Genomic DNA, 26933 nt, shown 5'->3' with positions numbered 1-26933 from the left:
TGTGCTGCATGGAACGGTTTAACTATAAAAAGTCGCAAGACGTGCTGGCACTATCCGCCAGCTTTACTGATTTTGCATACAAAAAACATTGCCATGAAGAGTATGCGGTTGGCGTAACCCTGCGTGGCATTCAACAATATAACCTGGACGGACAATATCAGGCGTCTCACCAAAATGGTGTCATGTTGTTTAACCGTGAACAGTCCCATGATGGAAGCTCCTATGATAAGGCTGGCATTGACTATGTGATGCTGTATTTGAAGCCGGAATTGGTAGAGGAGATTATCGGCAAAAAGGAATTGCGTTTTGGAAGTCCCATCGTCTATGATCCCGAGCTTGCACGTAACATTCTGATGTTGAACGATGCCGTTCAACTCAGACAGAACGAAGCCGAGTGCAGCGAACGGGTCTTCGATCTGGTTCACCTGCTGGCTCAGAAGGAAATGGACACCAAGCTCTGGTTGCCTCAGGACAACCTGGTCCGCAAAGCCAAGGAAATCATGTTTTGCAGCACTGAAGATGTGCTCAAGCTGGATAACCTGAGTTCCGAATTTGGCATGTCCAAGTTTCAATTTATCCGTGAATTCAAGGCACATGCAGGCATATCCCCCTACCAGTTTTTCTTAAACTGCAAGGTGGAGCGTGCCCGTCAATCCATCGAAAAGCAAAAGGACGTATATACTGCTGTTGCCGATTGCGGATTTGTCGATCTGACCCATCTGAATCGTCATTTCAAACGGGTATTTGGTGTTACGGCTTATGAATACATGTTGCAGCTGAACTAGTTCCATCGGATCGATAATCTCGACTCCAAATGGGTAAAATTTTGACGCCACTCCTGAAAATCCCCGTATAGAACGTCAATGTTTCTTAACGTTCTGTACGGGGATCGGCTTCTTTTTCCGTTGGGCAATCAGATTCTTTTCTTTCGCTTCCATATCCACACGATTGCCAACGCTGCCAATAAAATGACTCCACCATATAAGATGAGTTGGAAATATTCACTTCTCCCATCGGTGGTTTCTCCAAAATCTTCTTTACTTACAACCTTTCCCGCACCCAGCAATTTCAGATCGTCTCCGGCTTGTTCAATTGGAACATTGCGACTGCACAGATTCGTATGAAGCTTATGATCCACTTCATATTGATAAGCATAGATCAGGTAGGACTGATTCTTTTCAAATTGAATGCCACAGGATTCAGACCCTCCGTCACTCGCAAGGATTTTCATCTTTTTGGCATTAACCCCCTTCCATGCAGTATCTATATCAAAGGTATACTCTCTTAATAAGCCATCATGCTTCGACTGTTGAGAACGTTCCTTCTTTACTACTTTTCCTGTAAATACCGTGGTATACGTTTCCAACCTCTTTTGAACATCACTTTCGACACAACTGCAAGCAAACACTTTGTCTCCGGGAAATAGAGCTAACCCAGACGTAACCAACAGTAAGATCAACATGCACATCACCCAACTTCGTTTCATTCCGACCGCTCCCCTCCTACATTCTCTGCTTGAATAAGCGTTGTTAAGGTTACATATTTTTATTGCTGCTATATTTATTGTAAAATTATAGCACAATACAAATATCGTTATGTCCGACATACGCAAGGACACAACATACGAAATCAACCATCACGGAGGAACTCAACATTTGATACACAACTGGAAAAAGAATATCTCATTCCCGCTGCTCGTTGCAGCGTTATGCATGATCGCTTTTATAAGCATCGCCCTGTCCATCAGCGACAACCAGATTCATCGATTTGATGATACGCTGATCGGCTGGATTCAGGGGTTGGAATCCCCTGGTATGACACAATTCATGCACCTTTTTACCTGGATCGGCAGCGAAATGCCAGTGGTCTTCATTACCATCATCGCCATGATTGTGTTATACGTTTGCCTGCGACACAAACGCGAACTGCTCTTCCTGGCTTGTGTGCTTGCAGGTTCAACCCTGTTAAATGCATTGCTCAAGCTGGTATTCCAGCGTGCCAGACCTACCATTAACCGGATCATTGAAGTGAGTGGTTACAGCTTCCCCAGTGGGCATTCTATGGCAGCATTTAGCCTGTACGGTGGACTGGCCTTTCTAATCTGGAAACATGTACCCACCGTCACCGGACGTGTGCTGATGATTGTTGCCAGCGCCGTATTTATACTGACCATTGGTATAAGTCGTATCTACTTGGGGGTGCATTATCCAAGTGATATTGTCGGCGGATACTTCTTGAGTGGTTGCTGGCTCTCCACATGCATATGGTTTTACCGGCGGCATTTAGAGCGCATGTCCCAACTGCAAAGCAGAAGACTGGCATAGGCGGCTCGCTATTGTACTACACAAAAAAATACCCGGCTTTCCTTAACTGAAGGATAGCCGGGTATTTTTATATTCATATATAGTAGTCCTGAACTCGTTTAGGACCACATGGATCTGCTTGTCCCATTTAAGCGAACAGGCGGATCTGGTTTTTTTTTCACGCCAATTTATAACTCTTCACCATTGGATTCGATGACTTTTTTGTACCAGTGGAAGCTCTTCTTCGGTGTTCTGCTCAAGTCTCCGTTACCGTCGTTGTCCTTGTTGACATGAATAAAGCCATAACGCTTCTTCATCTCTCCAGTGGATGCACTAACCAGGTCGATACATCCCCACATGGTGTAGGCAATCAGATCTACGCCGTCAGCTACCGCTTCTTTCATCTGTTCAATGTGACCTTTCAAATAATCAATGCGATAGTCATCCTGAATGGAGCCGTCTTCCTCTACCACATCGACAGCACCCAGACCGTTCTCAACCACCATCAATGGAATCTGATAACGATCATACAGATGATTCAGTGTGTAACGCAGTCCTTTTGGATCGATCTGCCAACCCCAGTCGGAAGCTTCGAGATATGGATTTTTGATACCGCCCAGCAGATTACCTTCTGCTCTCTCGAGGGACTCGTCCGCACTTTCAACCAAAGACATATAATAACTAAAGGAATAGAAGTCTACGCAGCCTTCACGCAAAGTCTGCTCGTCTCCCGGTTGCATCTCGATCTGGATACCTTCTTCGGCGAAGAAACGTTTAGCGAATCCAGGATACGCACCACGAACCTGAACATCACCACAGATCATGTTGGACAGTTGGTCTTTCTTCTGTGCAAGCAGCATGTCGTTCGGGTTACATGTGTTTGGATAGGTTGTCATGAAAGCGACCATACAACCAATCTTGAACTCAGGGTTGATCTCGTGTCCAAGTTTCACCGCTTTGGCACTGGCGACAAATTGGTGATGTAATGCCTGGAAACGAGTCTGTGGATCATCCACTCCGTCCACCAGCGTCTCTTTGCCTTCAAATAGAATACCTGCAGCCATATAAGCACCCATCGGCATTGTCAGACAGTTGATCTCGTTGAACGTCAGCCAGTATTTGACCTGATCCTTATATCGGTTGAAAAGGGTTGTACAATATCGGATATAACAATCGATAACTTCACGGGAAGCCCAGCCGTTATACTTTTGTGTCAGACCGAATGGTGTTTCATAATGGGAGATCGTTACGAGCGGCTCAATATTGTACTTTTTCAACTCGGCAAAAACATTATCGTAGAACTGCAATCCCTCTTCGTTTGGCTCCAGATCATAACCGTTCGGATAGATCCGGGACCAGTTGATGGACATGCGGAACATTTTGAAGCCCATCTCTGCCATCATGGCAATATCTTCTTTGTAATGTCCGTAAAAATCAACCGCTTCATGGCTCGGATAATACGTGCCCTCTTCCAATACAGGCGTAATCCGGCGTGGAATCGTGTGGGTTCCCCCTGTCATCATGTCAGACGTGCTCGGCCCCTTGCCACCCTGGTTCCATCCACCCTCGAATTGATTGGCAGCCGTAGCGCCACCCCAGTAAAAACCTTCTTTCATTGTCATGACCAGTTCCTCCTTCATATCTCAATAAGACTATGTAACCAGTGTACCACCCATACCCTGACACCTATTGTCATGGTATAATCAGAGCATGGAAAATAACCGACTATTTCGAATGTTGCTTTTGTTATTGGAGAAAAAGAAAGCCACTGCACCCGAACTCGCCCGTATGTTCGAGATTTCTGTACGTACGGTGTACCGCGATATCGACCGGCTGAGCGCTGCGGGCATCCCCGTCTATACGACGACCGGCAAGCATGGCGGTATCCATCTGATGGACAACTATGTCATGGACAAGTCCCTGTTGTCGGAAGAAGACCAGAATGAAATTTTGATGGGACTATACAGCATCAGTGCGATCCCCCATCTTAACAGTGCCCATATGCTGCAACGGTTAACCGCCCTTTTTGATCACAAGCTGGATTGGATCGAATTCAATTTCTCACCATGGGGCAGCATCCCCCTGCAAGAGAGAGAACTGTTCAATCAGGTGAAGCAGGCTATATTAACGAATCAACTGATTACGTTTCATTATGTTAATTCGGATGGTGAGAAGAGCATTCCGACCGTGGAGCCACAGAAGCTTATATTCAAAAACAGTACATGGTACTTCAAAGGGTATATCCATGATGACCCTGATCGGAAAGAATTCGAGACATTTAAGATGAAACGGATCACCCAGTTGACTTTTTTGGCGAGAAAACACGATCACTCTGTTACTGCCGGATCAAACGACCCTGAATCAGAAGCAGCTCCTGTCCTGACTTCTCTTACACTCTCGTTCTCCAGCAATATTGCATACCGAGTGTATGATTTTTTCGAACCCTCCCTCATTAAAAAAGAGCATGATGGCAGGCTCCGTGTTTCTCTCGAACTGAATGTAGGGGAATGGCTCTACTCCTTCCTGCTGTCGTTTGGTTCCGAGCTGACCGTAATCGAGCCTGTTCATGTTGGACAGGAATTGCTCAGACGTCATATCAAAGCCGTTGAACATTTGCAGAACGTCATGAACAAACTTCCCAACAATGAATGATATAATATAGGCCTATACAACTTTTGATCACAGCTGACTCTCCGTCATCCATCTGACCGAAGGAGGTTTATCCATGCAAGACATTAGACGCAACAATGTGGAACGTTTCAAAGGTTTTGGTACGTTATACGATCAGAACCGACCAGCTGCTCCCACTGAAGTGGTGGATATTCTAACGACATATCTTGGCAGCACACCGCGTATGGTCGCAGATATCGGTTGTGGCACCGGCTTATCCTCGTGGATCTGGCTTAATGAAGCTGAACGTATCATCGGCTTTGAACCCAGCGATGACATGAGGTCTGTAGCTGAATCCAAGTGGGAATCTGCCGGGAAGCCGGATAACCTGCGTTTTGTGTCCGGCTTGTCTCACGACCTCGGACTACCAGATGGCAGTGTCGATGTGCTAACCTGCTCCCAATCATTTCACTGGATGGAGCCGCAACCCACACTACGCGAGTTTGCACGTGTACTTCGTACAGGGGGCGTATTTGCAGCCTACGATTGCGACTGGCCGCCAATGTTAGACTGGCAGTTAGAACAAGCCTATCTGCAGCTGAATAAGGAAGCAGATCAACGAGCAGCCAGTCTGGCTCCCCAGGATAGTCAGGCACACAAATGGAGCAAAGATGGGCATTTGCAGCAGATTCAACAGTCCGGGCTGTTCCGATATGTTCGGGAAATTGTGTTTCATCACCACGAGACATTCACAGCCGATCGATATGTCAATCTCGCCCTGAGCCAAGGCGGCCTTCAAACAGCGTTGAAGCTCGGAGCGGATGATCTATTAACAGCTGCTGACGAGTTCAGAGCGCTGGCTAATCTTGTATTTGACGGAGAATCCAGAAAAGTACTCTTTTCTTATCGCATGCGCCTTGGTATTGTTTGAAAACAATCCGTCGCTTGCATCTCTCGTACATACCAAATGAAAAAGGAGGTCCTACACGTCATAAACATGACCTGTAGGACCTCCTTTTGTCTATATCCTCAGGAAGAGAATAAGTCACTTAATTGTCGCTCCTGTAGATTCAATGCCAACACCAATTTTGTCGGGTCTTGTCTTGAATAAATGACGTTAATGATATGACCTTGCTGCACCTGCGGCAGCGCAGATGACAAAATTTCTTTTTGCGTTGTCACATTGAAGGTTTCACCGTTCGTCTTTGTTATACTGAGTTTGAGCTGAAGCTTGATCTTATTACTGCCTCCACTCCCAAGTGGAGTGACATCAAGGATCTTGGCCATCGCTTTTTCCCCTGTTCTTGCAATGTCCATCATTTCAGGTGATACCCCTTGCTGTACCATCTTTTCATCCAACAATTGCTGCATATCCTCCTGTGATAATTGCCCCTGCATATCAATCCCTACCTTGCGCTCATCCTTTACGGAGACCACTAACGGAATGAAACTGCCCGTCTGAAACTGTGCCATGGAGGTCAGCGGAATGACGGCTTTCATCTCGGTATCGTATTTCTCCCGCCCCTTACGCGACACCGTCAGACCCAATCGAACCTCAGGCTGTTCATTAATATACGTCCCCGTCTGTTGTATAGTCTTAATGACCCCAACTGCTGGTAAACCTGTCTTCACTCGACCTACGCCAAAAATATTGCTCAAAATCGCAGGAACAAAGATCAGTGCAAACCCGGCAAAGATCGCCGGAGCATACCACCATGCCTGCACAAACTTAAATGAATCATTCCACCACTGCTCTGCAAGAAATGGGAAGAATCCCACTCCGAACACCGTTAATACGCCAATGAATCTTAGGAATCCCACCATATGATCCACCCTCTCATAATATTTCTATTAATATCTCTATCAATATATCTATTTAGCGTTGTTATACGCATTATATAAATAGATTATGACTTTCTTATAACCAAATACCTTCTAGATGGACATTAGCCCCATGTAGATCAGCTCGGAGGGATTCGCTGGATTCTGACCCAATCCCACTCGATCGCCTACTCGTGGAATTTGCATTTTGGACACCAGTGTCTCCAATGTTCGCTGATACTGGTTGCCATTCGTTTCTGTCACATCCAATACAAGCACAACAATCGGATCAAAGTTGATCAGTTTGCCTGTATCGGTGATTGTCACCACCGTAGCTGTTGCAGTTAGTGGAAGCGAACCACTCGCCGCCAACTGTGCCTGCTTTGCCGAATCCAAACTTTGGTTGATCGCCTCCCGATGTTCCTTTGATACAAAGCCTTTCATCATCATGCCAGTGAGTCCTTTATTCATTATTTTATCCGCTTTAGCAATTGCATCTTCCTGTTTGTTCTTTTTACCGAACCATCCCATAGTAAACACCTCATTTGTTTTATTTTTGATTATAGTTAAATTATAAACACCGTGACTTGTCCTTGAATACCCTTCTGGCGGCATACAAAAAAAACGAAAAATCCGGCAATTGAATTACCGAATAATCGTTTCTTGGGTAAGGAATTATGCTAATTCCGCAAAAAAAGATCTGCTAATCCAATCTTCATTTCACGATTGGCAGCTAAATTTTGTGCCAAGTGCTTTGGCAATGCACCAAATCATGCCATAATCAGGCTCTTCCAAGCCGATTTCCGCTCTATTTTTTGCGTAACAGATAGACCAGTTTCCGATAATACATCGCCGCTTCCTTGTATTTCCGCTGATCCTCAGACACCACGGCCATCCCCTCATATAACGGTTCAAGCCGCATGACATGCTGCGCGGATTCAAAATAAGGCAGACACGCAAGCGCCCGCTCCATGAAAACTTCGCGATCTCCATGCGCAAGAGCCAGATGGCTCTGGTAAAAGGTTGCGCTCATCTGCTGGTCCTGTGTTGTTGCACATTTCAAGAGTTGATCTACACTCTGCGCAAGCACGCCCCAGTTCTTCCGTGCCAGAGCTACTTCACATCGATACACACCGATGAGCGGCTGCATCGCCTGCTGTGTTTCTTCCGGTTCCTGCTGCAATAGCGACTCAAATCGTTCAATCTCAGCCTGTGCCTGATCCAATTCACCTGTCATCGTCAGCATGACAATCCGATTGTTGGCAATCGCCGTCACCAGATCTCCCTGGTTGCCCGCATACACAAGGTTCGCCTCCGCCATGGTTAATGCCGAGAGTGCCTCCTGAACCAGCCCCATCGCGAAGCAATAACCACTATATGCCACATATAACCCGGACAACCGATGGAACATCCGCTGATCATATACATGACGCATTGTAAGCTCGAATACCTGTTTTGCCTCTTCATACTGTTTGACCTGGATGTAGGCTTCCATCTTGATATTTTGCACAGACAACCAGAATTCACTGCCCGGAAGCGCCAGCTCACTGAGCCTGGTTGCATGAGTTAGTACATCCACAAAAGCCATTTTGGAACGATAATATTGTATTTTATAGAATAAAAGTGCCTTGACTAACGGACGCGGCAGATCAATATCGTCTGGACGACCGTATTTCTCCAGGTAAAAATTGAGGTAGGACGTATGTATATACTCATGAGCCGTTGCATCGTTTAATTGCTGATAATAGACCGCCTTCATCAAGGCCGTTGTCAGCTCAACGGTCAGCGTGTCATCCCGATCTGCCAGTGCATGCACCATATCTTCAGATATCGCCGACGCTGGAACAGACATTTGTTCGAAGATGGCCTCTGCCCGTTCGAGTGTTTCCTCGTCCTGAGCCGCAGCTTTTAGAATATAGGAAGGGGATACCCCAAGACGCCCGGCGATGGCTTCTGCCAAGTCCTCAGGGAGCGGATAACGATCCGCCAGGATATTGGCAAAATGGGCCTGCGTGACCAGACCTTCCACAAGGTCTTTACGGAAGATTTGTTTTCTTTTGCTTAGCAGTTCAATGCGTTCCTTCAGCATGGTATCCCTGTCCTTTCTATCCTAACAAGCGAGTACATTCTATTCACATCATCGCAAAACTAGAGATATAACGCTACCCTTCCAGTGAAATCAAACGAAACGGTTTCCGTTTCCGAGGTAATTGTTTTACAATAAGAGAGTATGTGTAAGAGCATTTTATCGAAATGCTGAAACATGAGCTGAATATGAAAGGATGCAAATAAATGATTATTAAACCAAGAACACGTGGTTTTATTTGTACCACTTCCCATCCTGTAGGTTGCGCTGCGCAAGTGCAGGAACAGATTGATTATGTGAAATCCCAGCCTGAGCTGAAAGGACCGCGTAATGTGCTCGTGATCGGTGCTTCCACCGGATACGGTCTGGCGTCACGCGTTGTTTCTGCTTTTGGAGCTGGAGCGAATACAGTCGGCATTTATCGTCCAAGCAGTTCCACAGAGAAACGTACAGCTTCTGCAGGCTGGTACAACTCCGCTGCATTCGAAAAAGCCGCTGAGGAAGCAGGCCTGAAATCGTACAGCGTTACAGGTGATGCATTTGCAAACGAAACACGAGACAAAGCCGTTGAACTGATTCGCAGTGAACTCGGTCAAGTCGATCTGGTCGTATACAGCGTAGCCTCGGCACGCCGTACCGATCCGAACACGGGTGAAGTATTCAACTCTGTGCTGAAGCCTATCGGACAATCCTACACGAACAAAACGGTAAACTTCCACACAGGCGAAATCAGCTCCGTTACCCTTGAGCCGGCAAACGAAGAGGAAATTCGTCAGACGGTAACCGTTATGGGTGGAGATGATTGGGAACTATGGATGGATGCCCTGCAACAAGGCGGCGTGCTTGCCGATGATGCAACAACCATCGCTTTCTCTTATATCGGTCCTGAACTTACGCATGCCATTTATCGTGATGGTTCCATCGGTCAAGCCAAGAATCATCTGGAAGCGACTGCACACAAGCTGAATGATCGTTTGAGTGCCAAAGGTGGACGTGCGTACTTAACTGTAGCCAAGGCACTGGTGACTCAATCCAGTTCTGCGATTCCAGTCGTGCCGCTGTACATCTCAGCATTGTACAAAGTCATGAAAGAAAAAGGCTTGCATGAAGGATGCATCGAGCAATTGCAACGTCTGTTCGCTGATCGCTTGTATGCGGGGGGAGAAGTTCCAACCGACGCTGAAGGTCGCATTCGCATTGACGATTGGGAGATGAGAGCTGACGTTCAGGAAGAAGTGGCGAAGCTCTGGAATGAGTTGACCACAGAGAACATCTACGATCTGTCCGATCTGGAAGGTTACCGTCGCGAATTCTTCCAGCTGTTTGGTTTTGAAACCGATGGTGTGGATTATGAAGCAGATGTTGATCCCAACGTTGAAATGCCTCATCTGGTGAACTAAAGAAGTTTTGGCGTGGACGTTGAACCTAGGTTTTTGTTTTCGTTAGCACTTCTGATGTAATGCTAGAGATATGATATTAAAATCAAATGAAGAAGGAGGGGCCCTCTTGGCCCTCTGGCTCCTCCTTCTTTTGTCCTTTTTAGATCCTCCCCCCCTTAACAATTCCAATTTCCCGTATCCATACATTCTTTCGTATATCCTCTAATCAAATCAATTTAAGCAGCTTTTTCAACTCTTTTGGTACCGTCTTCTCGATAGTAATGGAACGTGCTCCATGCATGGACGCAAAGAATTGAAGCCCCTCCCGAAAATCCGTAATCCATTCTTCCACAGGTGGAGCAGTCTCCTCCATCGATAACAAACGAACGGTAAGTACTCCAGTTTTGCGATCAAGACGTGGGTCCATACGTCCAATCAACCGATCACCGTGAAGAATAGGCATAGCATAATAACCGTAGGTTCTTTTCACCTCTGGCGTATAAATCTCCCATTTATAATGAAAATCAAATAAATCAACAATACGTTCTCTTCTCCATAACAGGTTGTCCAGCGGCGGCAGGAAACGTACCGGTCCAGACGGATCATAGTGTGGCTCTTCCCTTTCCATATGCAGCAGCAAATCCTCATCTTCAGCACGAATATAATAAGGCGTGGCCACGTCCTCCACCTTAAGCGGGATCATTCGCCCATCTGACACACGGGCAGCAATATCGGCACGTCTTTCAGCCGCTGTAGATTTCAGCCAACCCAGACGGGGATCACGGGCATCTACGACACGATACGCATAAATGTATTTATCCAGCAGAGCCTGTCTCTGGGCCAACACATCGATGTCTTCTTTCATCGTAAGTCCCTGTTGCTGCAACTCAGATTCGGTAATATGAAAATAACGTTCATTCCCCTGCCTCGCCACCACACGAATCACAGCGGAGTCTAACAGTAAATTCAGAGCAAGTGTTGTATCCTTTGTCTTTGGCACATCTGCACTGTCCCAATAACCACTTACCCGCTCAACAGCACGAAAGGCTCTTGAAGGTAAAGGTCCTTCTTCCTTCAAACGCTGTAACACATGCTGCACTGTTTTCTCTAAACCTTGCAAGGACGGAGCCAGACGCTCCCTTAATCGGGCACGAACAGGTTCAAAGAGAGCATAATCCTCGATTGGAATGACACAAGCAGCATTTGCAAAATATTCAAACACCTTGTGATCACTCAGCAGCGTATTTAAGCTGTCAGCAGTATAACCAGGGTCACGAGCCCCCAGCACCAAATGCTGGTTTCCAGTTACAGCAGCCACAGGATCGATCTGTACGCAACCAAGGGAACGAATCAAACTCAAAACTTGGTCAGGTCCCGAAGGTAAGGAAACTGCGGGCCAACGTCCCAGTAAAGCTTGCGTTTGCAGCAAAAAACGCCGAACGATTTTTTTATTCATGTGCAGCGCTGTTGTCATATGTATAGGTTCTTCCCTTCATTTAGTGTACAAAATTCTATCGTCTTATTTATCCAGCAATCGGCACCTCATAGAAAAAATAAAAAGAAGCACCACCATCCTGGATGATCTGCTTCTTGTGTTTAACCTTTTGCAATTTTTCCTGCTTCGTAGGCATGAGCCGCACATGCTGGGATAACGCACCATAATCTCCGTTAACTCTTCGGCTCTGTTCCGAGCACCATTGACCTGACCGCTCTGCTTTGCGTAATGCTTTTTGTGTTTGTGTACGTGCCATAATGGATCACACACTCCTTTGGTTGATATACACTCAATATATCATGTGCAGCTACGCAAGTGAAGGTGCTTCCGACTGGAATGAGATGTACATCATTAAAAAGGCTTCCACCTAAGATCTTAGCGGGATTGCCGCTTTCGCCGAGACTGCCACGTTTCAATCGGTTCATGATCATCTTCTTCGATCAGTTCCAGCGCTTCTTCCACTCTTCTCGCTTTGAATAAAAGGATTAATTCCATCAGGTCTTCCCGGTCCAGCAACTTCACACCATTAACCGCCGCAAGCGTCCGACAGGCTTCGGTGTAACGAGCGGACGTTAATACAATCGACCGGTCGGCTTCATAATAACGCATGGATGTATATATCTCCTGCACAGCACTCAACCCTACGGGATGGTTCGCACCATATCGCTTCGCTTGTATCACACTTCGTCTGCCGAGTCTATCAACAAACACCAGATCTGCCCCAAAATCCCGGCTTCTTGTTGTCTTATGCACCTCATCGTACCCGAGCTCTTCGAATAAATGATAGAGATATAATTCAAATTCCGAACCATCCTCCATCTTGTCGATGTCCTTTATTGTGATCTTACGAGGATTGGCTTCACTTCGGATCCGCTGCCCGCGCCCGATAACCCGCCGAATAATCCAGGCCAGCAGCAACAATATGATGATACATCCAATGACCCATACGGTCGCATTTTCACTCCAGTTCATAGCTATTCTCCTTGTTTCATTTCCTATGTTCTATCCAACGTCTTACGCAGATATGGCTTGTCACCGCACTAAATATATCAGACTTCCACCTTCATCGAAAGAAGATGAATTCCCTGTAACCCTTATACTTCACCAAACAAAGTAAGTTCGATGAACCAATGATAAAAGGTTACAGTGCGTTCGGTTGAATTCAGCTTGACTTTAATGGTAAAATTCAACAATCGGTTCTATTTTGAACCGAAGAAGAAAGGTGGTTTATCACTTGCATACATTGACCAAACACAAGTCCAAAACATGGGCTGCCCTCATTCTCAGCGGCATGCTCCTCTTCACCATGAATACAACAGGTTACGCCGCTGCTTCAACCGAATCCATGCCCAAACCGGCGTGGACGTCATCTTCCCTGATGTTATCTGAGGCTAATACAGAGAAAGATGTCCTGATCAAGGGAATCCATGCCGTGCCATCCAAAAATCTTGTATATGTACATGCCTCCCAGTCCGTGACCAAAACAAGCAGCAAAACAACACTCGACTGGCAACTGGACTCTCTCCAAGCATTCGATGTTACAACTGGACAATTGAAGTGGAATACGATATTCCATGAGAAAAGTGGTCCTTATACCACCTACTCTGATTCGGTATATGCCAGCAACGGTACGGCTTATGTGTATATGGAATATTCAGACAAAACCAAAAAATTGTACTCATTTAATACATCCGGTAAAACCAACTGGGTCAAAACGGTGAATTCACCTGCAAGCATATCCCTATTGGATAACGATACGCTGATGGTTGCTTCAAGTCAGGGCGTGCAATCAAATGGTTCGGTTCGCTCCGCCATCTCGTTATATGACAAAAAGGGCAAGCTGATTACCGAAAAGACCATTAACGGTAACGTGCTTAAGGCTGATCATGGTCGAATTGTAGTAGATGCCAGTAAACAAACGAAGGTAGGCAACTTCTGGCAGCAAGCTGCGAATCCCAAAGTGGAGATCTATGATCGTACGTTGAATCGTCTGTCCTTCTACCAATTCCCTGCCAATGCAAATACATTAGGAGATGGCGGCGGTGAATCGCTGGCCATTCTCGACGATGGTTCCATCATTATGCGTGCCAATTTTGAAAACACAGGTAACCGACTGATGGGCTTTGGCATCGATGGCAAGCTTGCTTGGGGACGTGCCATTACTGGTGATGCCTACATTCAGACGGCTGGCAACGGTTATACAGTCTTTACAGGGCAGAAGCTGGAACTGTACACGATGAAAGGCAAAGTGACTGAGCGTACATTCAAGGACGCACAGCCTGCACTTATGCGTGTTGACCAGACACAGGATGGTCAGTATCAGCTTGATTTTGCCAAAACAGGATACATTCTTGATCCACAGACGCTGGAAGACGTGCATATCTACACGACCAGTGCCTCGGTTCCTTCATTAGAAGGTGTTTCAACCTATGTCGATGATGTCTTCTATTCCATGAACAATGAGACATTGTCCAAATATGTACTGAAGTCCAATTCTGCAAAATAAATACTCGATCTAATAATAAGCCGGGAGAGTTCCATAAGGAGCTCCTCCCGGCTTATTACATTGGCAGAATAGAATGATCATCCTATTTCCAATTCTCGTCTATAAATTCGTCCCTTCCGGATAACGCACGGTCTTCCTTATAATGTTTTTCGTTTTTCTTGTGGTAATCCTGATGATAGTCTTCAGCCGGATAGAATATAGCTGCATCCCGAATTTCCGTAACAATGGGTTGAGTGAATCGTCCGCTGGCTGCCAGTTCCTGTTTGGAGTGTTCAGCAAGCTCACGTTGACGTTCATTATGCACAAAGATCGCCGTACGATACTGTGTCCCCCGATCCTGGAACTGACCTCCGTCATCCGTCGGATCAATCTGCGGCCAGTATAGCTCCAGCAGTCGTTCATAAGGGAATACATCTGGATCAAATGTAATTTCAACCACTTCGACATGACCGGTCTCCCCGGTTTTGACCTGCTCATATGTTGGATTCTCGACGTGACCGCCAGCATAACCCGATATAATGCCATGAATGCCCGGTTGTTCTTCAAACGGTGTAACCATACACCAGAAACATCCGCCGGCGAATGTAGCTTTTTCCATTCCGTTCATCCCCTCTTATCGAAACTATCTATAGAATACTGATGCTAAGTTACGCATACATTCTTATATTTTAAAACAACAAGAGGTTGATTGAAAGCCATGGTTATGGCTCTCAATCAACCTCTTCATTGGTAAAACATTTAGCTGACAACTAATTCAAGAAATTATCTTGATTAAGTTACCCGCGACTACGTCCCATCGAACGGAAGATCAAGCTTACGATGGCTACAAGAACGATCGCACCGATCAATGCAGGCACAATGTAGAATCCGCCCATCTCAGGACCCATATCGCCCAAGATTACTCCACCTAACCATCCACCGATAAAACCAGCAATGATGTTACCAATAACACCACCTGGAATGTCACGACCAACGATCAAACCTGCCAACCATCCAATGATACCACCGATAATTAATGACCATAACCAACCCATATCATTCACCTCTAATTAAAGTTTTTGTTGTTGTCTGTCTACTATTAACCGCTACAGAAGCATTTAAACAATTGGCATAAAAATTTTTGCATATTACCTTTTGTCCCCATGCATCTCCCTCTGCAAAACAAGCCTTAGTCAGGTATGGAACAACTCGCGTTACTTTCCGGCATCTCACCAGCTCAGGGCTGCGTTATGTACCTCCCGAAAGTCATTGTATGTTAGAGCAGACAAGGTTAGTATCACCAATTGAGGTAGGATTATTTATAAAATTGCGTCATATTATAGGTTGAATGGGTTAGGTCTGATCAATAAAAGCCTGCACGGCCCTTACCTGGCTGCGCCAGCCAAGTATGTTTATGGCTCTTGTCCAGCTCGCCACGCATCGACTGAATGACTTTCACAATGTCTGTCTGTCCATTCTGATGCCATTCCAGCGCAGCGCTCACATACAACTCACCTAGCTGTGCAAGAGAAAACGTGTCGGTCAGGCGAGCTGCCTCTACCGTGCCTTCTTCACCCGCGAATATGGTGAAGCCCCGCTGCCGCAAATATTGCAGGCGCAGCGCTTCATCTGGCAACGGAATTTCGTAAGCCCGATCAAACCGTCCAGCACGGTTCATGAGGCCAGGATCTATTTTCTCCGGGTAATTCGTTGTCCCGATCAAGAAAATCCCTTCTTTTGACGTAGCTCCATCCAGTGTATTCAGGAAAAAGGAACGGACTTCATCCGGCATCGAATCGATGTCCTCAATGATCAGTACCATCGGTGCCAACCGCTTGGCAGCCTCGAACACTTCACGCACCGATTCACTGTTGGTATACTCCGTAATCTGCCAATACGCAGCCGGTCCCGGGATACTTCCCGCAATGGATTTCACCAACGTGGTCTTACCATTCCCCGGATGCCCATACAATAAAATTCCCCGTTTGTACGGGATATCATAATCTCTGTAAAAGGAACGATCCGCTTCGAAAAACTGATCCAGCGAGCGGAAAATATCCTGCTTGATCTGTGCCGAAAGAACAACATCCTCTCTTCCCACGGAGCGAGTGATGGATTCCACATGACGATCGCTGCCATTGCGGGCATCGGTGTAGACCGTTACTTTTTTCATATTTTGCTGACGTTCCCGTTCCCGGACACTTCCCAGAAATTGCTTCATCTCCTCATCACCGATGGCAAAGACAAAGTCTTCACTGTAGATCCCGTTCTCTCGGAAAAATGGAACCCGCACAAGTGCTACGCCCCATTTCGGATAAGCAAATACGTTATTGCGAATGGAGTAATGCACACCATAAGTGGGTACATCTCCATCATCGTCGTAATGCAACGTCTGAAGTTCCAGATCCTCGAATATGCGAGCTACCAATTCCACTTCGTCACTGCCATTTTGCAAGTCTTCCCGGAGTAACTCCCAGTATTCATTGTTCGGATCAGAACTGGCATAAAGCTTGTACTCAACCCCATAGCGCTGATGGAGCGCCTCACTGATTCCACGAATCAGCCTCGAATAGATGGCGTACCCTTCCACTCGAATTCGGGTATCATGTTGTTCGTCATAGGTATAGATCGCCTGGGTTGGATCTGTTTGTTTTTCGTTTATTGTCATTATTTCGCTCCCTTTACCGCTACAAGCGGTTTGCATTTGGCTACAACTTGAGCCAGGCCTGCGCCGGTAACACTGTCTATAATTTCATCTACATTTTTATAAGCCTGAGGTGATTCATCAATAATGGATTCAAGTGAGCGTTGGTTTACCACGATCTCATCTTCTGTACCCACACCCAGTGCCGCAGCAAAATCTTCCACGCTAATCAATCGTTTCGTTGCTGTCCGTGAACGGATCCGACCCGCACCGTGACATATTGAATAATAATTATCAGCACCCTGCGGCTGACCTACCATGACATATGAAGCAGTTCCCATGGAACCGGGAATAAGTGCCGGATGCCCTGTTGCCTGATAGGGCTTTGGATTGTCCGGATGACCTGCCGGCAACGCACGTGTCGCCCCTTTGCGATGTACAAAAAAGGAACCTTGGTCTGCGTGAGATTCCTCCCAGGCATAGTTGTGCATCAGATCGTATAACGTACGAAATTCACATTTGGAGCCAAACACATCCCGGAATGCTTCGCGAATAGCATACGCAATCAGGTGCCGATTGACAACAGCGTAATTCAATGCAGAATACATCATGTTCACATAATGACGACCTTCCGCATGCTCAAGTGGAGCAAATACCAGTCTGGGATCGGATGTACCCAGGTTAAGCCGCTGCATAACTTTGGCAATCGCTGACGAACTCGTCTGGCTTACATACCCACCCCATGCACGAGAGCCGGAATGAATCATGACCACGACCTGTCCATCATACAATCCCCAAGCTTCGGCGATTTCACGATTCTCTTCAGCGATCTCAATCGCCTGGATCTCGGCAAAATGATTCCCCCCACCCAGTGTTCCGAGCTGACGATGCGAACGATGCCATGTCATATCAGGAACGTGGTTTAACACATCCTCATCGTAACTGAACTTGCTGCTTTCCACATGTGTCAACGCGGTTGATTTTTTCGGTGTATAGCTGTCCGGAATATACTTTTTGGGTAAACCATGCAGGCCTTTACGAACAATATGCTCCAGTCTGATATCCAAGTAATGACCTCGCTGGTTCGCCTCCATCGGCAATACTTTCTCAATGGCCTTGACGAGTTTGCGGCGAAGCTTGATGTCTTTCAATTCGTCTTTGTGCAAGTTCGTCATATGCACTCGCATGCCACAGCCAATGTCACTGCCCACGATGGAGGGAGAAACGTATCCGCTCTGCGCATCCCACACAGCTGTCGTTCCAATGCACGTACCTACACCGACGTGTACGTCTGGCGTGTAACTCATATAAGAGATTCCCGGAATCTGCAGATTATTGTTTGCCATCTCGAATACCTTGTAATCAAGCGAGGAGAAGAGCTGTTGCGCCGCATATACGGTTAGGTCGCCTGCAGGCAATTTTACTTCATGCCGGTAGGCACCTGTTAATTCATTTGGATTGGTAAATAAATTAAATTCTGTATTCATAAAAGTGTATTATTCCTTCCTGTACGTTCAGCAAATTCGGTTTGCTGATTCATCTGTAAAATAAAACTAAAAAAAGCCATAGGCTAGTCGCCCATGACTTCTACTGAATGACAATAACGGAGAACAGAACAGCATAAACATGCTGTGTGTCTGTCATCCATCGCTATAATATAAGCGAAGAACGCATATCGATTATAAAACCTGCTAAACGATATGCCTATCCCCTATGTCGACCGTATGAGGCCAATGAAACGATGAGCCGGATATGCTATTGTGTCTACGTTGCGCCCTGTTTGAATCAAATCATAACCAAGCATCATGTCTCTCGGCCTCCCTTCGTTAATGTTAGTCTTATATTAAGGGGACTAGAATTCATGTGTCAACCCTTTTCTTGGAAATTGGACCATGTTACATTTTTCATATGCAAACAAAAACAGGAGATTGTCCTAGGACAATCTCCTGTTTTCCAAATAATAATGATGTTGTTAGCGTAACATGATTATTACAGTCCTGCTTGTTTTTCCAACTCTTCAACCGGATTTTCGTCTTCTTTTTCAGGAACTTTGGAAGACAGGAACCAACCACATACCGCAATGGTGATCAGTACAATATAGAATCCGAATTTCCAAATTTTATTTTCCGGGAAATGCTCATCCAGAACACCCAATGAAGGGTGGGCGAGTGTAATAACGGCCAGCTTAACCCCTACCCAACCTACGATTACAAAGGCCGCAACTTCAAGTCCTGGACGGGAATGAAGCAATTTTACAAAGTATGAGGCTGCAAAACGCATGATCACAAGCCCGATGAATCCACCGAGGAAGATAACGATAAACTGTCCACCGTCGAGTCCGCCAATTGGAGGCAATCCACTTGGTGGCAACGCCACCGCCAAAGCAACAGCAGCCAGAATGGAATCAACTGCAAATGCGATATCCGCTACTTCGACCTTGAAAACGGTCATCCAGAAACTGGATTGTTTTTTCGGTTTCTTAGGCGTTGAATCAGCTGCTTCATCTGTTTTATTGCGACTACCCAGTATCTTTTTAACGATATGGTTAATCGAAATATACAGGAGATACAGGGCACCGATCGCTTGCACTTGCCATACATCGACGAGGAAAGAGATCAGGAACAACGAACCTAAACGGAAAACAAATGCACCCATCAAACCATAGAACAACGCTTTTTTGCGCTTATCTTCAGGCAAGTGTTTAACCATAATTGCGAGTACCAATGCATTATCTGCTGCGAGTAATCCTTCAAGGACCACTAAGACAGCAAGCACCCACCCATATTCTAATAATAATGAAACATCCAACATTGACTCCTCCTTAATATTCTTATGATGTACAAAAAAAAGGACCTTTACCATCACTGGTAAGGTCCTTTTATATCCACAAAAAGAGACCTTTACCGAGCATGAAAACTTGGTAAAGGTCTCGCTAACAACAAAATTGCTGCCAATAAAGCCGGGGATATGATCCCGAATTGACGACTTTACTGTAAAAGCTACTCCCCTTTAACAGGAATATGTAGTTTTAGTTGGAACGGGTTGTTTAACCTGTACTCATCATATTTCATAACGTTAAATAAAGTCAAGCTTTATTTAGTTGACGATACAACTTACGGAATACGACAACATCGTAGATCATATTCCCCAGTGGAATGAAAGAAACAAAGAACAGAGCAATTGGACGGCGCAGACGCCATTTCTGTGAGGTGTACATAGTCACCATAAATAACAAATACATTAAAAACAAAAAACCGTACAGATTCCCAAACCATGTGACAGCCTGCGGCATAACCCCGGCATCTCTCAACGGAAAAGCAACAAACAGTAACAACACGTACGAAATGCCCTGCAACCACAACATCAGCCGGAAGCGTCCCAGCGTAGAATGTAACATTATTTTCCTCCTGCTTTTATACATGTAACGAATTCAATTGTTCCCGTACAGTATATCACAAAAGCTGAATATCTCGCTTAATGCCATGCAGCAGATTATTCCTGCACGCTTATATGGGTGGTTCATCAACCATTTCGCAGGAGCCAAATGCTTTAACTTCTCATAAGATATATGACGAAGATTGTTACAGATGTCGGACAAGGAGGAGCCGGATCATGAAAATAGCTATGGTTGCACCCGAGAAATTGCCTTTGCCCGGTAATGGTTCCGTGGAAATCTGTATCCTGGGCATCGCTCGTGAACTAGCCCAACGCCATCAGGTGACCATTATAAGTCGTCAAATGCAAGGTCTCCCCGCCACAGAACAGATCGATGGGATCACCATTCAACGTGTCCCAGCGTCGAGTCCTGTCATGTACACCAAAGCAGTCATACGTTTGTTATCCCAACAACCCTATGATGTAATTCAAGTGGATAACAGGCCACGAAGTATGGCTACGATCAAACGAGCTTTTCCACGCACTCCCGTTGTACTCTATCTTCACTCATTAACGTTTGCTCAGCCCGGGCCTTCCAAACTCACATTAATGAAAAAAGCTGATTGGATTGCCGTCAACAGTCATTCCCTACGACAGAGGTTAGGCCGCAGATTTCCGTTGGTAAAACACCGAATGAGTGTTGTTCCATTGGGTGCAGATCTAAGCCGCTTCAGGCCTGTTGAATCCAGCGAAGAACAGATTCATCTGCGTACACAATTTGGAGTAACTAAACCATTCTCTATTCTGTATGTCGGCAGGCTGATCCCTGGAAAAGGTGTAGACGTATTAATTCGTGCGACTGCCCTCCTTCAGCAACAGGTACCTGTTCAACTGGTTGTTGCAGGCAAAGGACCTCCGTATTACATGCGTAAACTTCGCGAACTTGCCCAAAAACAAAAAGTCCATGTTTCCTTCCGTGGTCAGATAAACCATGAGCATATCGATCAGTTGTATCGGGCAGTCGATTGTCTGGTCTGTCCGTCACAAGAACATGAAGCTTTTGGCCTGGTTAACGTTGAGGCGATGGCTTCAGGATTACCCGTTATTGCTTCGGATAACGGAGGTATTCGTGAGATTATTGAATCAGGTATCAATGGATACCTTGTCACCGCTTATAAGCGCCCCCAACGTTTCACCTCTTACCTGTACAAACTTGCAAGCAATTCCACTTTTGCCGAGAAGTTAGGAAAGGCTGGCCGAGACAGCGCAAGGGCATATTTCAGTTGGGCAAGAACAGCCATGCACCTGGAAGCCACCTATACCAGGCTCATCCGTAAATGAGCCTTTCTTCTGTTACAATGATCAAGCTTTTTCACGAAATTGCCATCCCTTAATCAAAGAATCCATCTGCGGAACAGGAATGTGACTCATCTCAATTAACTCCATAATCACCATATCTCTCATCATGAATCGTACTTTGGCACACGTTAGTTGATGAAATACATCGTAGAATGCCGTCCCGGTCCAACATCCATGAGGTACGACAAGTGGATCATTAACGATATAACCTACGGCTCCAATCGGGGGAATAACAACCTTAATTGCTTGATGATCCAAACGATTATCTGGATCTTTGACGAGATACACGGTATCCCCCACATGTAGAGCCTGTACTCCATGGTAGTGATCCATCCCATACATAGCTGCGAATAATTTGGTGCTCATATTACCTGCTCCTTTTCCTGTATTTCTCCATGATTAAAATTTTTACAAAGATACATCGGTTTCATAATGTTCCAACCACTCGACAAGTTGCCTGCGTATCTCTCTACGGAACTCACGAGGTTCAAGTACCTCTGCCTCGGGCCCAAATTGATACAACCATTTCAAAAATTCTCTGCTGCTATTCAGTGTCACTTCAAATAACAATCCCCCATCCGACATATTCGTCATTCGCGGGCGAACAAACATTTCTTCTTCTTTTATGTAGGGGGCCACTTTCTCAGAGAATCTTACCTTGAAATGGATATTTTCGTCGCCACGGTCAATAGACCATGTGTTCTTCATGTACTGCGTTATGTTGAAATCACCCTTGTCAAAACCGGCATTTGTTCGTGTCACATCCAAAAAACGGCTGATCCGAAACAATCGAACTTTTTGCAGCAAATGGCAGTATCCGATCAAATAAAAACGTTGATCACGTGGAATGAGATAATAGGGATCGATATCCCGGACTGTGATCTCATTTCTTGTCAGCGTATGATATTGAGTACGAATGGTTTGCTGGCTTAGAATAGCTTCGATGATGGGAATCAGCAAATTAGGGTCTTTTCCTTCCTCACGATAAGCTGGCGTGCCCATCCGAATAATTCCCGCAATATTCTCTACAATGTCACTGTTTCTTGATTTTAATTTGGTATGAGCCGACATGACCTTGTCAAACGCTGAATCAAACTCAGCAGGTAACTTGGAGGTATCAACTACGGACGGGAGCAAGGAGAAAACCATTGCTTCCTGTTCAGTAAAATCTAATGGATACATCGCAAACTCACCAATAAATCGGTAACCTTTGCCGTATCCTTCATTCATAATCGGGGCGACCCTATCCAAAATCCGGAGATCACGATAAATCGTGCGTACAGTCGTACCGCATTTCAGCGCCAATTCCTTGGCCGAAATTCCAGGATTTGCTTGTATAGCCTGAAGTATACGCAGCAGACGAATTAATTTCTCTGTCATGTAGTTTCTCCCCTTCGATATTTTATCGGCAAGGAAAACTAGTTCCTTTAGTACAGGACTAAATCTTTAGTCCCAATTTTATTTTCGCAATTTCACCATTTTTGTATAGTCCAATTGCACTCTTACCCCCTTTTAATATACATTCTCTTACTCGCTTGCGTAAAACATTAACCTAAAAGACCTTAAACCTAAGCCTGAAAGCCTATACAATTTTCTAAAAATAATACAAAAAAAGCCCTGATCTCCACAAAGAGACAAGGCTTTTCTCGGAATTACTAGTTATGCAACTGTAATAATTGATTCATCACATTCGCCATATGCTCACAGAGTTCAGGAATGTCCCCCATCTGGTCTTCATTCACACTGCGGTCAAAATAAACGTGAGCCGTGACGTTATACATGATTGGCTGTTCATCAAAGATATACTGGATAGTCTGGCACATCCTCTGCTCAGGCCAGCTCTTCTGTAATATCGGACGAATAACCGGGCACTGCTTCTCAGGATCCTTCACAACCATACTGAACCGTAGCTCCAAGCGGCAACCCGGACTCGCACCAGGCGTCTCCAGTATCTCCGCTGCAAGCTCCTCAAGGGAACTGCTTAATACAACTTCCCCTGTTACTTCTGGAAGATCCCTGAGACAGAATTGTAACATGAACTCTCTGGACATCACTGCCATCTCCAGCCGATCTTTACGCCCCGTAATCTGAATACGTTCATCCAGGTTATCCATATCATAAAGATAATTTTCAAAGCCAACTTTCAGATTGTCATATACCGTAGGATCAAACATTAAATAAACCCACTTTCTTTTCCTTCAACTTCATCTGCCACTGGTTCTCATTAGTTGATCAAGCCTATATTCAGGTTTATTGTAGTATATTCTCACTTTCCATGCACTTTTTCCGCAGCGTCCAGTAGCTCATCGTCAACCTTCGTCACCGTGCCGCTGATCGGGCTGAATAAGTCCGTTACTGCTTTGACTGATTCAATCGTACTCACCGTCTCGTTCGCTTGTACATCCCGCAAGAACAGAGGGAACACCCCAGCAAGCTAGCAGATTCGCTCTCTCAATCGCTAGAACCTCTGCTTCGTCCACATGTTCACAGCCTCCATAATACCTCTTTTCGGGATAATCTTCAGCGTACTTGTTTGTCAGGACCGTGCCCAGCGTCTCTAATTGTCTGTCGTGTTCTCGTTCAATCGCTGAATTTCGGTATCATAATTTAATAAACTCAAGTAAATGCCTCCCCTTAGGATATAAAAATAAAAAGGGACAGTGAACCGGCTTATGCCGTGTTCTCTGTCCCGGGTACCTGAGAGTTTAACCAGCGGCCGGCCAGCCGCTGACTTGCTCCTTCGGTGCCCCGAAGCTTTATTTCGCTTCGGTGGTCTCTCCCTGCCATCGTCATTCGCTATATCTTTTGGGTGGGAATTACATATTTACCGGTGTTTGTTCATTTGCTGCTCCGCCAGTGCTTTGAGAAAATGAAAGATTCGGAGGCATCACCTCATCGGGGAACGGGCTAACGTATGACTCTCCCTCCAGCCGTTCCGCCAGCTCCTCCTTCGCCTTCTCGATGAGCGCGGGATCGAGCAGCGCTGCAATGGCAGTGCACGCCATCGCTTTGCCCGCGAGCAGCATGCCTTTGTGGGCATAGCCGCTCTTGCCCTGCGCAACGGTCTGCCAGGCATGGACTGGCGTCGCGTAAGCCCAGGTCGCCGTACCGCATTGTGCAGTCGGCACGTTCCAACTGACGTCTCCCACGTCCGTCGACGCCGGCATAACGCGCATTGTCTCCATAAGTGGAGCGACGAAGCCCGCAAGAGGATGGGCCGAAAGCATGTCATGGACCCCCTTGCCATTCTGCCGCGATGCACTCGTCTTATCCTCTTCCGGAATCACATCAAAGATCTCTTGGGCGAAGGCCAATTCGTCCTCCGTATAAACGGGAAGCTCAAGTCCACTGAGGAACTCGTGCATTTTGCCTTCCAGGGTCGCATTCGGAATAAGATTGGACGCGCCACCTTCATAGTGATACGACATCTTAGTTCCCGTCATCAGAGCCGCTCCACGAGCAACATCAAGAACCCGTTCGAACAGCTCAGCGACCTGAGAGGACTTCGGCGCCCTAACCAAATAGTTCACTTCTGCTTCCGCCTGTACAACATTGGGTGCGAAGCCGCCTGTATTCGTCACGGCATAGTGGATTCGGGCATCCGAAATCATATGCTCACGCAAGTAGTTCACTCCCACGTTCATCAGCTCGACCGCGTCCAGCGCGCTTCGTCCGAGATGGGGTGCGGCTGCCGCGTGGGCGCTGCGGCCTGCGAATTTGAAGTGCACATGCAGATTGGCAAGAGAGGACATATGCATGACGACGTTCATCGTGGCAGGATGCCAGCAGAACGCGATGTCGACATCCTTGAACAAGCCTGCTCTGGCCATGAATGCTTTGCCGGATCCACTCTCTTCCGCCGGACAGCCATAGTAGCGAACCGTGCCGGAGATTCCATGCTCCTGCAGGTAATCCTTTACCGCAAAGGCAGCTGCAAGAGAGCCCGCTCCGAGCAGATTATGCCCGCAACCGTGTCCGTTCGCACCAGGCACAACAGGATCGAAAACCGCAGCTCCCGCCTGCTGGCTAAGGCTGGCTAGGGCGTCAAACTCACCAAGAATCGCAATGACCGGGGAACCGTCCCCGAAACTACCTATAAATCCAGTGGCGAGTCCGGCAACTCCTCTCTCAACTGAGAACCCTTCCTGTTCCAGTGCCTTGCAGAGCAAATCTGCTGACTCAAACTCTTCGAATCGCGTCTCAGCGAAGCCCCAGATCGAGTCGCTTACATCAATAAATAAATCTCTCTTCCCTTCGATATACGTGGTAACCTCTTCAATGATCTTCTCATTCATGCCAAACACCTCTCTCCTTCATTTTGGCTAATCTCCATTATTCACGGGCTAAGGATGCAGCAAATACGTTGAGTACAGGCTATCGGTCAATCAAATGCGAAGCAGGCAACGGCATGATCGTGACCTTTGAGCGCCGGCTCGAATTCGCGACAGATTGCTTTGGCGATCGGGCAGCGCGTGTGGAAACGACAGCCGCCTGGCGGGCGGACCGGATTCGGTACATCCCCCTGGATGATAATCCGTTTCTGCGAACGAAGCTTTGGATCTGTTACCGGATTCGCACTCAACAGAGCGTTCGTATAGGGATGCTTCGGTGCCCTGAACAGCTTCTCCCGGCTCGCAATCTCCACAATCTTGCCTAGATACATAACAGCTATTCGATCGCTGATATAGCGGACTGCGCCGAGACCGTGTCCGATGAACAGGTAAGCGAGGCCATTCTCCTTCTGGAGCTTCTTCAGGAGATTCAAAATCTGTGCCTGGATAGAGACGTCGAGAGCGGAAACGGGCTCGTCGCACACGATTAGCTTGGGGTTTAGGGACAAAGCCCTCGCAATGCCAATTCGCTGTCTCTGTCCTCCGGAAAATTCATAAGGATAACGACTTTTGTCTTCTATCGAAATTCCGACTGTTTCGAGCAGCATATCCACCCGATTCCAAACAGACGAACGGCTCTCGAGTCGGTGAGCCAGCAGAGGCTCTGCCAGAATATCACCGATCCTCATCCGGGGATTAAGCGAGGAATAGGGGTCTTGGAAAATCAGCCCCAAGCTCGCCCGGGTTCGGCGAAGTTCCCTCTTGCCGAGTTCTGCCAGTTCCCGGCCCGCATAGAGAATCCTTCCTTCATAAGGAGTCTCGAGTTGAAGCAGCGTGCGACCGACACTCGACTTACCACAGCCCGATTCTCCCACGAGACCAAGCGTCTCTCCTTCGCGAATCGAGAAGCTGACACCGTCGACCGCCTTGACATATTCTGTGACCTGCGAGAAAATGCCCTGCCGGATCGGATAATACGTCTTGAGACTTTCTACGCTGAGCAGAGGTGGCCTCTCCTTTTTCAAACCTCGCATCTGCAGCTCCT

General features: G+C 46.5%; 27 protein-coding genes, 1 pseudogene and 1 riboswitch. Of the genes and pseudogenes, 7 read left to right on the top strand and 21 right to left on the bottom strand.

All coding sequences use genetic code 11. From position 1 onward, the window contains the following. The first annotated feature begins 8 nt into the window (after positions 1-8). Positions 9-785, top strand: coding sequence for an AraC family transcriptional regulator (locus tag ACDJ59_RS02690; RefSeq protein ID WP_413407542.1), 777 nt, complete (start codon positions 9-11; stop codon positions 783-785). Positions 786-913: 128 nt separating this feature from the next. On the opposite strand, the gene ACDJ59_RS02685 is transcribed toward ACDJ59_RS02690, so the two are convergent. Then, positions 914-1486, bottom strand: coding sequence for a hypothetical protein (locus ACDJ59_RS02685; RefSeq protein WP_413407540.1), 573 nt, complete (start codon positions 1484-1486; stop codon positions 914-916). A gap of 169 nt (positions 1487-1655) precedes the next feature. Here ACDJ59_RS02685 and ACDJ59_RS02680 point away from each other — a divergent pair, with 169 nt between their 5' ends. Further along, entirely contained in the window at positions 1656-2324 is a 669-nt protein-coding gene (locus tag ACDJ59_RS02680) for a phosphatase PAP2 family protein (RefSeq protein WP_413407539.1), read from the top strand. Between the two features lie 167 nt (positions 2325-2491). On the opposite strand, the gene ACDJ59_RS02675 is transcribed toward ACDJ59_RS02680, so the two are convergent. Then, positions 2492-3925 carry a glycoside hydrolase family 1 protein gene (locus ACDJ59_RS02675; protein ID WP_413407538.1) on the bottom strand — a complete coding sequence of 478 codons (1434 nt, stop codon included), beginning with the start codon at positions 3923-3925 and terminating at the stop codon, positions 2492-2494. A gap of 112 nt (positions 3926-4037) precedes the next feature. Between ACDJ59_RS02675 and ACDJ59_RS02670 the strand changes: the two genes are divergently transcribed. After that, positions 4038-4955: a helix-turn-helix transcriptional regulator gene (locus ACDJ59_RS02670; protein ID WP_413407537.1), complete on the top strand. Its 918-nt coding sequence runs from the start codon at positions 4038-4040 to the stop codon at positions 4953-4955. A 73-nt stretch (positions 4956-5028) separates the two neighbouring features. Continuing rightward, entirely contained in the window at positions 5029-5844 is an 816-nt protein-coding gene (locus ACDJ59_RS02665) for a class I SAM-dependent methyltransferase (RefSeq protein WP_413407536.1), read from the top strand. Positions 5845-5942: 98 nt separating this feature from the next. Here the strand turns inward: ACDJ59_RS02665 and ACDJ59_RS02660 are convergent, their stop codons facing one another. From ACDJ59_RS02660 to ACDJ59_RS02650, 3 genes are all read right to left on the bottom strand, one after another. Beyond that, a complete protein-coding gene (locus ACDJ59_RS02660; RefSeq protein WP_413407535.1) occupies positions 5943-6737 on the bottom strand; it encodes a hypothetical protein in 795 nt (264 codons plus the stop codon). A gap of 111 nt (positions 6738-6848) precedes the next feature. Then, positions 6849-7265 (bottom strand): hypothetical protein, encoded by a 417-nt coding sequence (locus tag ACDJ59_RS02655; protein WP_413407534.1) that lies wholly within the window; start codon positions 7263-7265, stop codon positions 6849-6851. Positions 7266-7542: 277 nt separating this feature from the next. Further along, complete coding sequence (locus tag ACDJ59_RS02650; protein WP_413407533.1) at positions 7543-8823, bottom strand: XRE family transcriptional regulator; 1281 nt, start codon at positions 8821-8823, stop codon at positions 7543-7545. A gap of 203 nt (positions 8824-9026) precedes the next feature. On the opposite strand from ACDJ59_RS02650, the gene fabV reads away from it, so the two are divergent. Next, the gene (gene fabV / locus ACDJ59_RS02645) at positions 9027-10220 is read left to right on the top strand and encodes an enoyl-ACP reductase FabV (RefSeq protein ID WP_036617082.1); all 1194 of its coding nucleotides are present in this window, start codon (positions 9027-9029) and stop codon (positions 10218-10220) included. A 205-nt stretch (positions 10221-10425) separates the two neighbouring features. Here fabV and ACDJ59_RS02640 read toward each other — a convergent pair whose 3' ends face one another. The 3 genes from ACDJ59_RS02640 to ACDJ59_RS02630 form a co-directional block, all read right to left on the bottom strand. Further along, a complete protein-coding gene (locus ACDJ59_RS02640; RefSeq protein WP_413407532.1) occupies positions 10426-11655 on the bottom strand; it encodes a DNA glycosylase AlkZ-like family protein in 1230 nt (409 codons plus the stop codon). A 67-nt stretch (positions 11656-11722) separates the two neighbouring features. Then, complete coding sequence (locus ACDJ59_RS02635) at positions 11723-11950, bottom strand: hypothetical protein (protein WP_340018217.1); 228 nt, start codon at positions 11948-11950, stop codon at positions 11723-11725. Positions 11951-12069: 119 nt separating this feature from the next. Further along, positions 12070-12666 carry a restriction endonuclease gene (locus ACDJ59_RS02630; RefSeq protein WP_413407531.1) on the bottom strand — a complete coding sequence of 199 codons (597 nt, stop codon included), beginning with the start codon at positions 12664-12666 and terminating at the stop codon, positions 12070-12072. A 262-nt stretch (positions 12667-12928) separates the two neighbouring features. Between ACDJ59_RS02630 and ACDJ59_RS02625 the strand changes: the two genes are divergently transcribed. Continuing rightward, positions 12929-14200 carry a hypothetical protein gene (locus ACDJ59_RS02625; RefSeq protein WP_413407530.1) on the top strand — a complete coding sequence of 424 codons (1272 nt, stop codon included), beginning with the start codon at positions 12929-12931 and terminating at the stop codon, positions 14198-14200. A gap of 82 nt (positions 14201-14282) precedes the next feature. Here ACDJ59_RS02625 and msrA read toward each other — a convergent pair whose 3' ends face one another. From msrA to ACDJ59_RS02595, 6 genes are all read right to left on the bottom strand, one after another. Then, positions 14283-14798 (bottom strand): peptide-methionine (S)-S-oxide reductase MsrA, encoded by a 516-nt coding sequence (gene msrA / locus ACDJ59_RS02620; RefSeq protein ID WP_413407528.1) that lies wholly within the window; start codon positions 14796-14798, stop codon positions 14283-14285. A gap of 178 nt (positions 14799-14976) precedes the next feature. Continuing rightward, positions 14977-15234: a GlsB/YeaQ/YmgE family stress response membrane protein gene (locus ACDJ59_RS02615; RefSeq protein ID WP_017686880.1), complete on the bottom strand. Its 258-nt coding sequence runs from the start codon at positions 15232-15234 to the stop codon at positions 14977-14979. A gap of 308 nt (positions 15235-15542) precedes the next feature. Then, positions 15543-16847 carry an ATP-binding protein gene (locus ACDJ59_RS02610; RefSeq protein ID WP_413407527.1) on the bottom strand — a complete coding sequence of 435 codons (1305 nt, stop codon included), beginning with the start codon at positions 16845-16847 and terminating at the stop codon, positions 15543-15545. Further along, the gene (locus tag ACDJ59_RS02605) at positions 16847-18310 is read right to left on the bottom strand and encodes an RtcB family protein (RefSeq protein ID WP_413407526.1); all 1464 of its coding nucleotides are present in this window, start codon (positions 18308-18310) and stop codon (positions 16847-16849) included. The genes ACDJ59_RS02610 and ACDJ59_RS02605 overlap by 1 nt, the downstream gene beginning before the upstream one ends. 502 nt (positions 18311-18812) lie before the next feature. Then, on the bottom strand, positions 18813-19631 hold the full coding sequence (locus tag ACDJ59_RS02600; protein ID WP_413409697.1) for a TerC family protein: 819 nt from the start codon (positions 19629-19631) through the stop codon (positions 18813-18815). A gap of 277 nt (positions 19632-19908) precedes the next feature. Continuing rightward, entirely contained in the window at positions 19909-20220 is a 312-nt protein-coding gene (locus tag ACDJ59_RS02595) for a DUF3817 domain-containing protein (RefSeq protein ID WP_036617062.1), read from the bottom strand. 215 nt (positions 20221-20435) lie between these two features. Here ACDJ59_RS02595 and ACDJ59_RS02590 point away from each other — a divergent pair, with 215 nt between their 5' ends. Continuing rightward, entirely contained in the window at positions 20436-21539 is a 1104-nt protein-coding gene (locus ACDJ59_RS02590) for a glycosyltransferase family 4 protein (RefSeq protein ID WP_413407525.1), read from the top strand. Positions 21540-21560: 21 nt separating this feature from the next. Here the strand turns inward: ACDJ59_RS02590 and ACDJ59_RS02585 are convergent, their stop codons facing one another. The 7 genes and pseudogenes from ACDJ59_RS02585 to ACDJ59_RS02555 form a co-directional block, all read right to left on the bottom strand. Further along, the gene (locus ACDJ59_RS02585) at positions 21561-21923 is read right to left on the bottom strand and encodes an HIRAN domain-containing protein (RefSeq protein ID WP_237176987.1); all 363 of its coding nucleotides are present in this window, start codon (positions 21921-21923) and stop codon (positions 21561-21563) included. Between the two features lie 42 nt (positions 21924-21965). Further along, on the bottom strand, positions 21966-22937 hold the full coding sequence (locus ACDJ59_RS02580; RefSeq protein WP_036617058.1) for a helix-turn-helix transcriptional regulator: 972 nt from the start codon (positions 22935-22937) through the stop codon (positions 21966-21968). A 275-nt stretch (positions 22938-23212) separates the two neighbouring features. Beyond that, complete coding sequence (locus ACDJ59_RS02575) at positions 23213-23731, bottom strand: hypothetical protein (RefSeq protein WP_413407524.1); 519 nt, start codon at positions 23729-23731, stop codon at positions 23213-23215. Between the two features lie 92 nt (positions 23732-23823). Further along, the gene (locus ACDJ59_RS02570) at positions 23824-23940 is read right to left on the bottom strand and encodes a hypothetical protein (RefSeq protein WP_413407522.1); all 117 of its coding nucleotides are present in this window, start codon (positions 23938-23940) and stop codon (positions 23824-23826) included. 52 nt (positions 23941-23992) lie between these two features. Further along, positions 23993-24142 (bottom strand): annotated as a pseudogene (locus ACDJ59_RS02565) (hypothetical protein); the annotation flags it as partial. Positions 24143-24228: 86 nt separating this feature from the next. Next, positions 24229-24349: riboswitch (glycine riboswitch) on the bottom strand. A 24-nt stretch (positions 24350-24373) separates the two neighbouring features. Further along, entirely contained in the window at positions 24374-25852 is a 1479-nt protein-coding gene (locus ACDJ59_RS02560; RefSeq protein ID WP_413407521.1) for a M20 family metallopeptidase, read from the bottom strand. 86 nt (positions 25853-25938) lie between these two features. Then, entirely contained in the window at positions 25939-26922 is a 984-nt protein-coding gene (locus ACDJ59_RS02555) for an ABC transporter ATP-binding protein (protein ID WP_413407520.1), read from the bottom strand. Between the last annotated feature and the right edge of the window lie 11 nt (positions 26923-26933).

The organism is Paenibacillus amylolyticus (assembly GCF_047302515.1).
Classification (GTDB): Bacteria; Bacillota; Bacilli; order Paenibacillales; family Paenibacillaceae; genus Paenibacillus; species Paenibacillus amylolyticus_G.
The sequence above is the reverse complement of the archived record's forward strand: the minus strand, read 5'-3'. Positions and strand labels throughout refer to the sequence as shown.